The sequence below is a fragment of the Pseudonocardia tropica genome (genome assembly GCF_040105315.1).
Taxonomy (GTDB): Bacteria; Actinomycetota; Actinomycetes; order Mycobacteriales; family Pseudonocardiaceae; genus Pseudonocardia; species Pseudonocardia alni.
Map to the genome: position 1 here is coordinate 77171 of NZ_JBEDNP010000013.1, position 12031 is coordinate 89201.

The 12031-nt window shown below is 71.0% G+C and carries 14 protein-coding genes; 12 read left to right on the plus strand and 2 right to left on the minus strand.

Going from position 1 to position 12031, the window contains the following annotated elements; all coding sequences use genetic code 11:
- Positions 1-164: 164 nt before the first annotated feature.
- From atpB to WHI96_RS20705, 10 genes are all read left to right on the plus strand, one after another.
- Positions 165-938 carry a F0F1 ATP synthase subunit A gene (gene atpB, locus WHI96_RS20660; protein ID WP_062397367.1) on the plus strand — a complete coding sequence of 258 codons (774 nt, stop codon included), beginning with the start codon at positions 165-167 and terminating at the stop codon, positions 936-938.
- Positions 939-1062: 124 nt separating this feature from the next.
- On the plus strand, positions 1063-1308 hold the full coding sequence (locus WHI96_RS20665) for an ATP synthase subunit C-like protein (RefSeq protein WP_020621511.1): 246 nt from the start codon (positions 1063-1065) through the stop codon (positions 1306-1308).
- A 63-nt stretch (positions 1309-1371) separates the two neighbouring features.
- Positions 1372-1920, plus strand: coding sequence for a F0F1 ATP synthase subunit B (locus WHI96_RS20670; protein ID WP_224389778.1), 549 nt, complete (start codon positions 1372-1374; stop codon positions 1918-1920).
- On the plus strand, positions 1920-2750 hold the full coding sequence (locus WHI96_RS20675) for a F0F1 ATP synthase subunit delta (RefSeq protein WP_345641830.1): 831 nt from the start codon (positions 1920-1922) through the stop codon (positions 2748-2750). Before WHI96_RS20670 ends, WHI96_RS20675 begins: the two co-directional genes overlap by 1 nt.
- Before the next feature lie 75 nt (positions 2751-2825).
- Positions 2826-4463 carry a F0F1 ATP synthase subunit alpha gene (atpA, locus tag WHI96_RS20680; RefSeq protein ID WP_345641827.1) on the plus strand — a complete coding sequence of 546 codons (1638 nt, stop codon included), beginning with the start codon at positions 2826-2828 and terminating at the stop codon, positions 4461-4463.
- A 12-nt stretch (positions 4464-4475) separates the two neighbouring features.
- Positions 4476-5474 carry a F0F1 ATP synthase subunit gamma gene (locus tag WHI96_RS20685; RefSeq protein ID WP_345641825.1) on the plus strand — a complete coding sequence of 333 codons (999 nt, stop codon included), beginning with the start codon at positions 4476-4478 and terminating at the stop codon, positions 5472-5474.
- Positions 5474-6907 (plus strand): F0F1 ATP synthase subunit beta, encoded by a 1434-nt coding sequence (gene atpD / locus WHI96_RS20690; RefSeq protein ID WP_345641822.1) that lies wholly within the window; start codon positions 5474-5476, stop codon positions 6905-6907. The genes WHI96_RS20685 and atpD overlap by 1 nt, the downstream gene beginning before the upstream one ends.
- An 18-nt stretch (positions 6908-6925) precedes the next feature.
- The gene (locus WHI96_RS20695) at positions 6926-7297 is read left to right on the plus strand and encodes a F0F1 ATP synthase subunit epsilon (protein ID WP_020621465.1); all 372 of its coding nucleotides are present in this window, start codon (positions 6926-6928) and stop codon (positions 7295-7297) included.
- A 20-nt stretch (positions 7298-7317) separates the two neighbouring features.
- Positions 7318-7767 carry a DUF2550 domain-containing protein gene (locus WHI96_RS20700; protein WP_345641819.1) on the plus strand — a complete coding sequence of 150 codons (450 nt, stop codon included), beginning with the start codon at positions 7318-7320 and terminating at the stop codon, positions 7765-7767.
- Positions 7768-7828: 61 nt separating this feature from the next.
- Positions 7829-8569 carry a GIDE domain-containing protein gene (locus WHI96_RS20705; protein ID WP_345641816.1) on the plus strand — a complete coding sequence of 247 codons (741 nt, stop codon included), beginning with the start codon at positions 7829-7831 and terminating at the stop codon, positions 8567-8569.
- A 25-nt stretch (positions 8570-8594) separates the two neighbouring features.
- Here the strand turns inward: WHI96_RS20705 and WHI96_RS20710 are convergent, their stop codons facing one another.
- Positions 8595-9188, minus strand: coding sequence for a cob(I)yrinic acid a,c-diamide adenosyltransferase (locus tag WHI96_RS20710; RefSeq protein ID WP_345641812.1), 594 nt, complete (start codon positions 9186-9188; stop codon positions 8595-8597).
- Between the two features lie 124 nt (positions 9189-9312).
- On the opposite strand from WHI96_RS20710, the gene murA reads away from it, so the two are divergent.
- Together murA and WHI96_RS20720 are read left to right on the plus strand one after the other, a co-directional pair.
- A complete protein-coding gene (murA, locus tag WHI96_RS20715) occupies positions 9313-10581 on the plus strand; it encodes a UDP-N-acetylglucosamine 1-carboxyvinyltransferase (RefSeq protein WP_345641809.1) in 1269 nt (422 codons plus the stop codon).
- Between the two features lie 196 nt (positions 10582-10777).
- On the plus strand, positions 10778-11629 hold the full coding sequence (locus tag WHI96_RS20720) for a DUF1206 domain-containing protein (RefSeq protein ID WP_345641806.1): 852 nt from the start codon (positions 10778-10780) through the stop codon (positions 11627-11629).
- 4 nt (positions 11630-11633) lie between these two features.
- Here the strand turns inward: WHI96_RS20720 and WHI96_RS20725 are convergent, their stop codons facing one another.
- Positions 11634-11966, minus strand: a complete 333-nt coding sequence (locus tag WHI96_RS20725; protein ID WP_226350084.1) for a hypothetical protein — start codon at positions 11964-11966, stop codon at positions 11634-11636.
- Positions 11967-12031 lie beyond the last annotated feature (65 nt).

Sequence of the window (12031 nt, forward strand, 5' to 3'; positions counted from 1 at the left end):
GACATCGTGTAGAAGTACGGCTGATAGCATCCGCCACGTAGGCGATGTGGGTGACTTCCGGTGTTTCGACCCGGCCGCCCGGAAACACATCGCGCCACGAGGCACCTTGCAGGCGATCCCCCGTTCCGCGTGGATGCGGAACGGGAGCACCGGAAGGACCCCCATTGGGCACGTTGGTACTGGCGGCCGAGGAGTTCACCCCTCCCGGCGCAGGTCTGTTCGAGTACCCGCCGATCTTCGGCGCCGTCACCAAGCCGATGGTGCTGGCGGTCCTGTCGCTGATCATCGTCGCGGCCGTCTTCACGCTGGGCACGCGCAAGCTGTCCATCGTGCCGAGTCGATTCCAGTTCGGCCTGGAGTCCTTCTACAACATCCCGCGCAACACGATGGCGCGTGACCAGATCGGCTCCGAGGACTTCAAGCGGTACATCCCGCTGATCCTCGGCCTCTTCAGCTTCATCCTGGTCAACAACATCTTCGCGATCATCCCGGTGATCCAGTTCCCGACGCTGTCGCGGATCGGGTTCCCCATCGCGCTGGCGTTGTTCGTCTACGTCTTCTACCACTACGCCGGGTTCAAGAAGCACGGGTTCTTCGGCTACATCAAGCACGCCGCGCTGCCGCCGGGCGTCCCGGTCTTCATCGCGCCGCTGATCATCGTGATCGAGCTGCTGCAGAAGTTCCTGGTGCAGCCGCTCTCGCTGGCACTGCGTGTGTTCGCCGCGATGTTCGCAGGCCACCTCATCCTCGCCCTGACCGCCGTGGGTGCGGCGTTCCTGGTGTCGGCGGGCTCCGCGCTCGTCATCGCGTCCCCGGTGGTGTTCGCCGCCGGGATCGCGTTCACGTTCCTGGAGGCGCTGGTCCAGGTCATCCAGGCCTACGTCTTCGCCCTGCTCGCCGCCGTCTTCATCGGCGCGGCGATCTCCGAGGACCACTGACAGCACCACCGAGACCCCGGTGCCGCCGGCACCGCGCTCGCACCACCTGCTTCATCCGCCGGCCCGTCCGGGCCGATACACCGAACGACCCGCATCCCGCGGACCCGACGGAAGGAAACCCGAAGTGAACGTCACCCAGGTTCTGGCCCAGGAAGCCGCCAACATCAACCCGGGCCTCGCGGCCATCGGGTTCGGCGCCTCGGCCATCGGCGCCGGTATCGGCGTCGGCCTGATCTGGTCGGCCGTCATCAGCGGCACCGCCCGCCAGCCGGAGGCCCGCGGCCAGCTGATGGGTATCGGCTGGACCACGTTCGTCCTCGCCGAGCTGGTCATGCTGATCGGCCTGGTGCTCTTCTTCATCGCGCAGTAAGAGCCGGCAGATCACTCTCATGCCGGTCCCGGTACCGGCGGCCATGTCAGGGAAGGACACACGGTGGAACTGATTCTCGCCGCCGAACAGCCGCTTCCGATTCTCCCGCACCTCGATGAGCTCGTGCTCGGTGTGGTCGCGTTCGCGATCCTGCTGTTCCTGCTCTGGAAGTTCGCGGTCCCGCGCTTCGAGTCGCTCTACGAGGAGCGGACCGACGCGATCGAGGGCGGCCTCAAGCGTGCTCAGGAGACCCAGGAGCAGGCGGACCGGCTGAAGAAGGAGTACGAGGAGCAGCTCGCCGGCCTCCGGGCCGAGGCGGCGCGCATCCGCGACGACGCCCGGGCCGAGGGCCAGCAGATCAAGGCCGAGCTCCGCGAGGAGGCCGAGGCCGAGGCCGCGCGCATCAAGGCCCGTGGCGAGGAGCAGGTGGCCGCGTCGCGCGACGCCGCCCAGCGTGCTCTGCGCAACGAGGTCGGGGGCCTGTCGGTCCAGCTGGCCGAGCGCCTGCTGCGCGAGCAGCTGGCCGACGACTCGCGTCGCTCCGCGACGATCGACTCGTTCCTCGGTGAGCTCGACCAGCAGGGCGTGGCCCAGCGGAGCGGGGCGAACTGATGGCGGCTGTCCTGCAGCCCGCCAGCCGTGAGTCCCTCGCGGCGCTGACCGAGCGGCTGGACTCCTGGACCGACTCCGCGTCGGCCCGGGACCTGGCCACGACCACGGACGAGCTGTTCGCGGTGGCCCGGTTCCTGGACTCCGAGCGCTCCGTCCGGCGCCTGCTGGCCGACGCGGCCTCCCCCGAGGACGCCCGCGCGGACCTGGTCCGCCGGCTGTTCGGGTCCCAGCTCTCGCAGCCGACCGTCGACCTCGTCTCCGAGCTGGCGCGCAAGCGCTGGTCGACCGCCCGCGACATCGTCACCGGCGCGGAGGGCCTGGCCCGTCGCACGGCCATCGCGATCGCGGACCGCAACGGCTCCCTCGACGAGGTCGAGGACCAGCTGTTCCGGTTCGGCCGGATCGTGGCCCGCGAGCCGCAGCTGGCGAGCCTGCTCGGCGACGCCGCCCGGCCCGTCGAGGGTCGCGTCCAGCTCCTGGACTCGGTGCTCGGCGAGAAGGTCTACCCGGTGACGGCGACGCTGCTCCGCGAAGCGGTCCGGCTGCCCCGCAGCCGGCACCTCGACGTCGTCGCCGAGGAGCTCGCCGAGCTCGCGGCGGCCCGCCGGGACCGTTCGGTGGCGAAGGTGCGCACACCCGTCGAGCTCTCCTCCGAGCAGGAGACCCAGCTCGCCGACACCCTGGGCCGTCTGTACGGCCGCACGATCTCCCTGCAGGTCGAGCTCGACCGGAGCCTCCTCGGAGGCCTGGTCGTGCAGGTCGGCGGCGAGGTCATCGACGGCAGTGTGGCGGGTCGACTCGCCGCAGCTCGCCGATCCCTGCCCAGCTGACCTGCTTCGGACGCGATCGCCGGACCCCGGCGGAACGACCCGAAGACCCCGTTCGAGAGAAGGAACGACGCAGCCATGACAGAGCTGACGATCTCCTCCGAGGAGATCCGGAGTGCGATCTCCAGCTACGTCTCGTCGCTGGAGAGCGGCACGTCCCGCCGTGAGGTCGGGATCGTCGCCGACACCGGTGACGGCATCGCCCACGTCGAGGGTCTGCCCTCGGCCATGACCAACGAGCTGCTCGAGTTCGAGGGCGGCGTCCGCGGCGTCGCGCTGAACCTCGAGCAGAACGAGATCGGTGCGGTCGTCCTGGGCGACTACACCGGCCTCGAGGAGGGCCAGCAGGTCACCCGCACCGGCGAGGTCCTCTCGGTGCCGGTCGGCGAGGGCTACCTGGGCCGGGTCGTCGACCCGCTCGGCAACCCGATCGACGGCCTCGGCGACGTCGAGAGCGACGCCCGCCGCGTGCTCGAGCTCCAGGCGGCCGGCGTGATGGACCGCCAGTCCGTCGGCGAGCCGCTGCAGACCGGGATCAAGGCCATCGACGCCATGACCCCGATCGGCCGCGGCCAGCGCCAGCTGGTGATCGGCGACCGCAAGACCGGCAAGACCGCGGTCTGCGTCGACACGATCATCAACCAGAAGGAGAACTGGGAGTCGGGCGACCCGGCGAAGCAGGTCCGCTGCATCTACGTCGCCATCGGCCAGAAGGGCTCCACGATCGCCGGTGTCCGGCAGTCCCTCGAGGACGCCGGTGCGCTGGAGTACACGACGATCGTCGCGGCCCCCGCGTCCGACCCGGCCGGCTTCAAGTGGCTCGCGCCCTACACCGGCTCGGCCATCGGCCAGCACTGGATGTACCAGGGCAAGCACGTCCTCATCGTGTTCGACGACCTGTCGAAGCAGGCCGAGGCCTACCGCGCGATCTCGCTGCTGCTGCGCCGCCCGCCGGGCCGTGAGGCCTACCCGGGCGACGTCTTCTACCTGCACTCGCGTCTGCTGGAGCGCTGCGCGAAGCTCTCCGACGAGCTGGGCGCGGGATCGATGACCGGTCTGCCGATCATCGAGACCAAGGCGAACGACGTGTCGGCCTACATCCCGACCAACGTCATCTCGATCACCGACGGCCAGGTCTTCCTCGAGTCCGACCTGTTCAACCAGGGTGTCCGGCCGGCGATCAACGTCGGTATCTCGGTCTCCCGGGTCGGTGGCTCGGCGCAGATCAAGGCCATGAAGACGGTCTCGGGCTCGCTGCGTCTGGACCTGTCGCAGTACCGCGAGCTGGAGGCGTTCGCCGCCTTCGGTTCCGACCTCGACGCCGCCTCGGCCGCCGCTCTGGGCCGGGGCGAGCGCCTGGTCGAGCTGCTCAAGCAGGCGCAGTACGCGCCGGTCTCGGTGCAGGACCAGGTCGTCTCGATCTGGCTCGGCACCTCCGGCAAGCTCGACTCGGTGCCCGTCGCCGACGTGCAGCGCTTCGAGTCGGAGTTCCGCGAGTACTCGCGTCGCCACGCCTCCGGCGCCCTGAACGAGATCACCGACACCGGGAAGCTCTCCGACGACGCCGTCGAGACGCTGACCAAGTCGGTCGACGAGTTCAAGCGCAACGAGTTCACCGCGTCCGACGGTTCCTCGGTCGTCCCCAAGGAGAAGGCCCAGAAGGCCCTCGACGAGGACGATGTCGAGCAGGAGACCGTCACGGTCAAGAAGAACTGAGGCTGATACCCGATGGCGGCACAGATCCGGGTGCTGCGCCGGCGTATCCGGTCGACGCAGTCCATCAAGAAGATCACCCGTTCCCAGGAGCTGATCGCGACCTCACGGATCGCGAAGGCCCGGGCGCGGGTGGACGAGGCACGTCCGTACGCCGAGCTGATGACGAGCACCCTGTCGGAGCTCGCGTCGAACTCGGCGCTGGACCACCCGCTGCTCGTCGAGCGGGAGCAGCCGAAGCGGGCCGCGGTGCTGGTCGTCACCAGTGACCGCGGTCAGTGCGGCGGCTACAACGCCAACGTCCTCAAGGAGGCCGAGCAGCTCCAGGCCCTGCTCCGCGAGCAGGGCAAGGAGCCGGTCCTCTACGTGATCGGCCGCAAGGGCGTCTCGTACTACCGGTTCCGCAACCGGGAGATCGAGCAGTCGTGGACCGGCTTCTCCGAGCAGCCGGGCTACGAGCACGCGGCCGAGGCCGCACGGACGCTGGTCGACTCGTTCATGGCGGGGGAGGACGACCACGACGGGAACACCGACGGTGTGACCGGCGTGGACGAGCTGCACCTCGTCTACACCAGCTTCAAGAACATGATCACCCAGGTGCCGCAGGCCCGGCGGATGGCTCCGCTCGAGGTCGAGTATGCGGCCGACAGTGCCTCGGCGAAGCCGGTCGACGAGATCGACCGCGACACCGACACGGCCGAGAGCCAGCGGGACCACCCGGAGAGCAAGGGGCTCCAGTCGCTCTACGAGTTCGAGCCGGACCCGGACACGCTCTTCGACGCGCTGCTGCCGAAGTACATCGGGGCCCGCCTCTACGCGGCCCTGCTGGAGTCGGCGGCGTCGGAGTCGGCGAACCGGCAGCGGGCCATGAAGGCCGCGACGGACAACGCCAACGAACTGATCCGTAGCCTGACCCTGGAGGCCAACCAGGCTCGCCAGGCACAGATCACCCAGGAGATCAGCGAGATCGTCGGTGGGGTCGACGCTCTCGCCAGCGCAGGAAGTGAGAGCTGATGACCACGACCGCCGAAACTTCGGCCGGCCCGATCACCGGGCGCGTCGTCCAGGTGACCGGCCCGGTCGTCGACGTCGAGTTCCCGCGTGACCAGGTCCCGAACCTGCTCAACGCCCTCACGCTGGAGGTGGACCTCTCCGGCGACAAGCGCAAGCTGACCCTGGAGATCGCCACGCACCTGGGTGACAACCTGGTCCGGGCCATCTCCATGCAGCCGACGGACGGCGTCGTGCGCGGCCAGGAGGTCACCGACCTCGGCCGCCCGATCTCCGTGCCGGTGGGCGACCAGGTCAAGGGGCACGTGTTCAACGCCCTCGGCGACTGCCTGGACGACCCGTCCCTCCAGTTCACCGGTGACCTCCGGTCGATCCACCAGAAGGCCCCGCGCTTCGACGAGCTCGAGGGCAAGACCGAGATGCTGGAGACCGGCATCAAGGTCCTGGACCTGATGACGCCCTACGTCGTCGGCGGCAAGATCGGTCTGTTCGGTGGTGCCGGTGTCGGCAAGACCGTGCTGATCCAGGAGATGATCCAGCGTGTCGCGCTGAACTTCGGTGGCACCTCGGTGTTCGCCGGCGTCGGTGAGCGCACCCGTGAGGGCAACGACCTCATCACGGAGATGACCGAGTCGGGCGTCATGAAGAACACCGCCCTGGTGTTCGGTCAGATGGACGAGCCGCCGGGCACCCGTATGCGCGTCGCGCTCTCCGCGCTGACCATGGCGGAGTACTTCCGTGACGTGCAGGAGCAGGACGTCCTCCTGTTCATCGACAACATCTTCCGGTTCACCCAGGCCGGCCAGGAGGTCTCGACCCTCCTCGGCCGCATGCCGTCCGCGGTGGGCTACCAGCCCACCCTGGCCGACGAGATGGGCGAGCTGCAGGAGCGGATCACCTCGACCCGCGGTCGTTCGATCACCTCGATGCAGGCGATCTACGTCCCCGCGGACGACTACACCGACCCGGCTCCGGCGACGACCTTCGCGCACCTCGACGCCACCACCGAGCTCTCCCGGCCGATCTCCCAGAAGGGGATCTACCCGGCGGTGGACCCGCTGACCTCGACCTCGCGGATCCTGGACCCGCAGTACGTCGGTGACGAGCACTTCCGCGTCGCCAACGAGGTCAAGCGGATCCTGCAGAAGTACAACGACCTGCAGGACATCATCGCCATCCTCGGTATCGACGAGCTGTCCGAGGAGGACAAGCAGCTCGTCGGCCGGGCGCGTCGCATCGAGCGCTTCCTGTCGCAGAACCTCCTGGTCGCCGAGCAGTTCACCGGCCAGCCGGGCTCGACGGTCCCGCTCAAGGAGACCATCGAGGCGTTCGACAAGATCGCCAAGGGCGAGTTCGACGACGTCCCCGAGCAGGCGTTCTTCCTCTGCGGCGGTCTCGACGACCTGGAGAAGAACCGCAAGAAGCTCGAGGGCTGATCACCGATGCCTGCTGAGATGACCGTGGAGCTGGTCTCCGTGGAGCGCCGGCTGTGGTCGGGCGACGCACGCTTCGTGCTCGCCCGGACCACGGTCGGCGAGGTCGGCATCCTGCCCGGCCACCAGCCGATGCTGGCCCAGCTGGAAGAGGCCGGGGTCGTCCGCATCGACTCCACCGACGGCTCGAAGCGCACCATCGCGGTGCACGGCGGGTTCCTGTCGGTGTCGGCGGAGCGGGTGTCCATCCTGGCCGAGTTCGCCGAGCAGGCGGACGAGATCGACGTCGAGCGGGCCCGGCGGGCACGCGACGGCGCCGACTCGTCCACCGACGAGGGCAAATCGGCGATCGCCCGGGCCGAGGCCCGCCTTCGGGCGGCCGAGGCGAACTAGCACGGGGACCGGGCACGGCAGTGGAACTCATCGCGGCGATCGTCGGAGTTCTGCTGCTGTGCCTGGTCGTCCCCCTGGTCTGGCTCGCCGTACGGCGGGTACGACTCATGCGCAACGGCGGTGTGGACCTGTGTCTGCGCCGCCGTTTCGCGGTCACGGACTGGCATTTCGGCGTCGGGCGCTACGAGGGCGAGCGGTTCGCCTGGTACCGCCTGACCAGCTTCCGGATCGGTGCGACCGTCGTGATGGACCGGGCCGACCTGGACATCGTCGACCGGCGGCCGCCGCACCGGTCGGAGGAGTTCGCGATCCCGATGGCGGTCGAGGTGCTGCGCTGCCGCGGCCGCGACGCCGCCGGCCGGGGCATCGACGTCGAGCTGGCGATGTCCGCGGGCGTCCGCACCGGCTTCATGGCCTGGCTGGAGTCCACACCCCCGGGTCAGGGGCACGGCTACCGCGAGGCGTCCTGACCTCGCCGGATCGGTAGCTCTACGGACCTGTCGTCCGTTCTGTCCGTTCTATGCTGCCGTCGTGGATCTGGTCTTCCTGGCGTTCGCGGGCATCCTGGGGTTCCTGGCGTGGACCTCGTTCCGCGAGGCCCGCGACGGGCACGCCCGCTGGACGCGCGGCCTGGCCGCGACCCCGGTGACGGTCGCGGAACTCGTCGCGATGGCCGGCTCCGTCCGCGACGAGCTCGACGCGCCGGCGTTCCGCCGGGTGGTGTCGCTGTCCGGCACCGTCGAGCCGTTCGACGACGAGGCCCGCCCGGCGCCGCTGACCGGGGTCGATTCGGTCTGGTTCCGGTTCGTCGAGGAGGCGCTCTCCCGTGGCCGGGACGACCGGGAGGAACGGCAGGTCGTCGCCGAGCAGCGGCGGGAGCGGCCGTTCCGGCTGACCGACGGTGGCGCGGAGATCGTGGTCGACCCCCGTGACGCGCACATCGAGATCCCGGTCGCCGAGCGCCGCCGGGTCACCGACGACGGCGAGGGCCGCGAGTTCGGCCTGTTCCGCCTCGTCGACCCGACGGTGGCCCGCGAGCGCACCGAGTGGCGGATCGAGCCGGGCTCCCGGCTCACCGTGGTGGGGGAGGCCCGGCTGTCCGCGGACCGGGTACGGCTGTCCGCCGTAGCCGACCACCCGCTCACGCTCACCGTCGCCGAGCGCGGCGACCACCTGGAGCGCACCCGGAGCCGCAGCGGCACCGCGATGCGACGGGCCGTGGCGTTCGGCTGCGGCGCCGTCGTCGCGCTGCTGGTGGCGGTGCTGACCTGAGCGGGCCGTCCGGAACGGGGTCCGGTCAGGCGTCCGTGGTCGGGGCGCCGTGCGGCCCGCCCGGCTGCCACAGGACGTCGCCGTCGGGGTTCGCCACCCGGCCGAGGATGAACAGCAGGTCCGACAGCCGGTTCAGGTACCGGGCGGTGAGCGGGTTGGTGCGCTCCGCGTCGTCCTCCAGCAGCGCCCACACCGACCGCTCGGCGCGCCGCGCGACCGTCCGGGCCACGTGCAGGTACGCGGCCCCGGGCGTCCCGCCGGGCAGGATGAACGAGTTCAGCTTCGGCAGCTCCGGGTTGAACTCGTCGCACCAGCCCTCGAGCCGGGTCACGTAGCCCTCGGTGACCCGCAGGGGCGGGTACTCCGGGTCCGGGACGATCGGCGCGCACAGGTCGGCGCCGACGTCGAACAGGTCGTTCTGGATCTGCCGCAGCGGGTCGACCACCCGGTCGGCGAGACCGCCGACGGTCACGGCGACGCCGATCGCCGCGTTGGCCTCGTCGGTGTCGGCGTAGGCCGCCAGCCGCGCGTCGGTCTTGCGGACCCGGCTGAAGTCGCCGAGCGCCGTCGTCCCGTCGTCGCCGGTCCTCGTGTAGATCCGCGTCAGGTGCACCGCCACCCCGACAGGCTATGCGGGCGGGCGGACGGCGACCAGCCGATGGGCTGCGCCGGACGGCGCAACCCGCCCGGACACGGCCGGGGTGCGGGTCCCGGCCGGTGACGGTCCCGTTACGGTCTCCGGCGTGGTGGAGCATTTCGCGGTCAACGGCGGGGCCCGGCTGAGCGGGGCCGTCGACGTCGTCGGGGCGAAGAACAGCGTGCTCAAGCTCATGGCGGCGGCGCTGCTGGCCGAGGGGCGGACGACGCTGGAGAACTGCCCGGAGATCCTGGACGTGCCCCTGATGGCCGACGTCCTGCGGAGCCTGGGGTGCGCGGTCGCGATCGAGGGGTCGACCGTGCACATCGACGTCCCCGCCGACCCGGGCGCCGAGGCCGACTACCGGTCGGTCTCCAAGCTGCGCGCGTCGGTGTGCGTCCTCGGCCCGCTGGTGGCGCGCTGCCGACGGGCGGTCGTCCCGCTCCCGGGTGGCGACGCGATCGGCTCGCGGCCGCTGGACATGCACCAGAACGGGCTGCGCAAGCTCGGCGCGACCACCGACATCGTGCACGGCAGCGTCACCGCGACGGCGGGCGACCTGCACGGCGCGCAGATCTGGCTGGACTTCCCGAGCGTCGGAGCGACCGAGAACATCCTGATGGCCGCGGTGCTCGCCGAGGGCACGACGGTCATCGACAACGCGGCCCGCGAACCGGAGATCGTCGACCTCTGCGTGATGCTGCAGCAGATGGGCGCGAAGCTCGAGGGCGTCGGCAGCTCCACACTGACCGTGCACGGCGTCGAGGGCCTGCAGCCCACCACGCACCGCGTCATCGGGGACCGGATCGTCGGTGCCACCTGGGCGTTCGCGGCCGCCATGACCCGTGGCGAGGTCACCGTGCGCGGCGTCGACCCGCACCACATCGACCTGGTCCTCGACAAGCTCCGCAGCGCGGGTGCCGAGATCACCACCGCCGAGCAGGAGTTCTCGGTCGCGATGACCGGGCGCCCGGAGGCGGTCGACTTCGTGACGCTGCCCTACCCGGGCTTCGCGACGGACCTGCAGCCGATGGCGATCGCGCTGTCCGCCGTCGCCGACGGCACGTCGATGATCACCGAGAACGTGTTCGAGGCACGCTTCCGGTTCGTCGACGAGATGGTGCGGCTCGGTGCGGACGCGCGCACCGACGGGCACCACGCCGTCGTACGGGGGCGGCCGGAGCTGTCCAGTGCGCCGGTGTGGGCCAGCGACATCAGGGCGGGCGCCGGGCTGGTGCTGGCCGGGCTGTGCGCGCGGGGCACCACCGAGGTCTGGGACGTCGCGCACATCGACCGCGGCTACCCGCGGTTCGTGGAGAACCTGTCCGCGCTGGGCGCAGACATCCGGCGGGTCGCGGGCGAGCCGGAGCGGTAGGCGCTCGGGCCCGTCTACTGCGCCGCCCCGCCGGGAACGGTGATCGGGGCCTGTTCGCACCCCGCCGCCCGGATTCGGGCCGCCGGCTCAGCCCCGGATCCGGAGCGGCGTCGTCGTTGCTCCGAACGGCCCATCAGTCCGGCGGACCGGCCCGCGCCGTGCCACCCTTCGCGTCGACTCGACGAGGAGGCCCGTCATGGTGAGCACCCCCGACGCCGCGGACGTCTCGCAGGCCGGCCGCAAGGCGGGCCGCGGGGCGCGGGACGCCGCGCACTCGACCCCGGTGCGCGTCGCCGCCCGGGTCGGCATCGCCGCGAACGGGGTGCTCCACCTGCTGATCGGGTGGCTCGCCGTCCAGGTCGCGCTCGGCTCGGGCGGACAGGCCGACCAGAACGGCGCCCTCGGGGCGATCGCCGCCGAGCCGGCGGGCCGGGTGTTCCTGTGGGTACTGGTGGTCGGGTTCGCCGCGGTCGTCCTGTGGCGGACCGTCTCGGCGGTGTGGGGCTTCCACTACATCGCCGACAGCACGAAGCGGACGGTGAAGCGGGTCGTCGCCGGTGGGCAGGCGGTCGTCTACGCGGTGCTCGCCGTCACCGCGGCGACCACCGCGATCAGCGGGCGCGCGTCGAGCGGCGGCGGTGGGCGGGCGACCGCCGGGCTGCTGGGCCTGCCGGGCGGGCAGATCCTCACCGCGCTGGTCGGGCTGGGTGTGCTGGTCGGCGGCGGGGTGATGGCCTGGAACGGCTACCAGAAGAAGTTCACCGAGGACCAGGACCTCGGCGGCGCCGACAGCCGGCTGCGGCGGATCAACGCCCGCACCGGGCAGGCCGGGTACATCGCCAAGGGGATCGCGATCGGGGTGCTCGGCATCCTGCTGGGCGTCGCCGCGCTGACCTTCGACCCGCAGCGCGCGAACGGGCTCGACTCGGCGCTCAAGACGCTGCGCGAGCAGCCCTACGGGGTGTTCCTGCTGGTCGCGGTGGGCATCGGGATCGCCTGCTACGGGGTGTTCTGCTTCCTCGACGCCCGTTACCACCGGGTGGACTGAGCGCTCAGTCCAGGGAGCGGCGGCTGAGCACCACGCGGGCGTCCTGCACGTCCTTCGGGAAGACGAGCAGCGCCCAGCCGCCGCCGTCGGCGCGGGAGGTCGTCGCGCGGATGCCCTCGGAGCGCAGCCGGTCGCGCAGCACCCGGGCCGCCTCCGGCCCGGGCACCCGGGAGACCTCGGTGAGCAGCCCGGTCGCCACCGGGTCGTCCGGGTCGTCGGTCGGGAGCGCATGGTGCTTCTGGTGGCCGTAGGTCCAGCGCAGCAGCAGCCCGAGCACCAGCAGTACCACCGCCAGGCCGATGACGGCGCCGAGCCGGGGGACCAGGTCGAGCTCCATCCGCCGATGGTCGCACCCGGACGGGCGACGCGCCCTGTCCGAGGGGGCGGGTGGTGAACCGATCC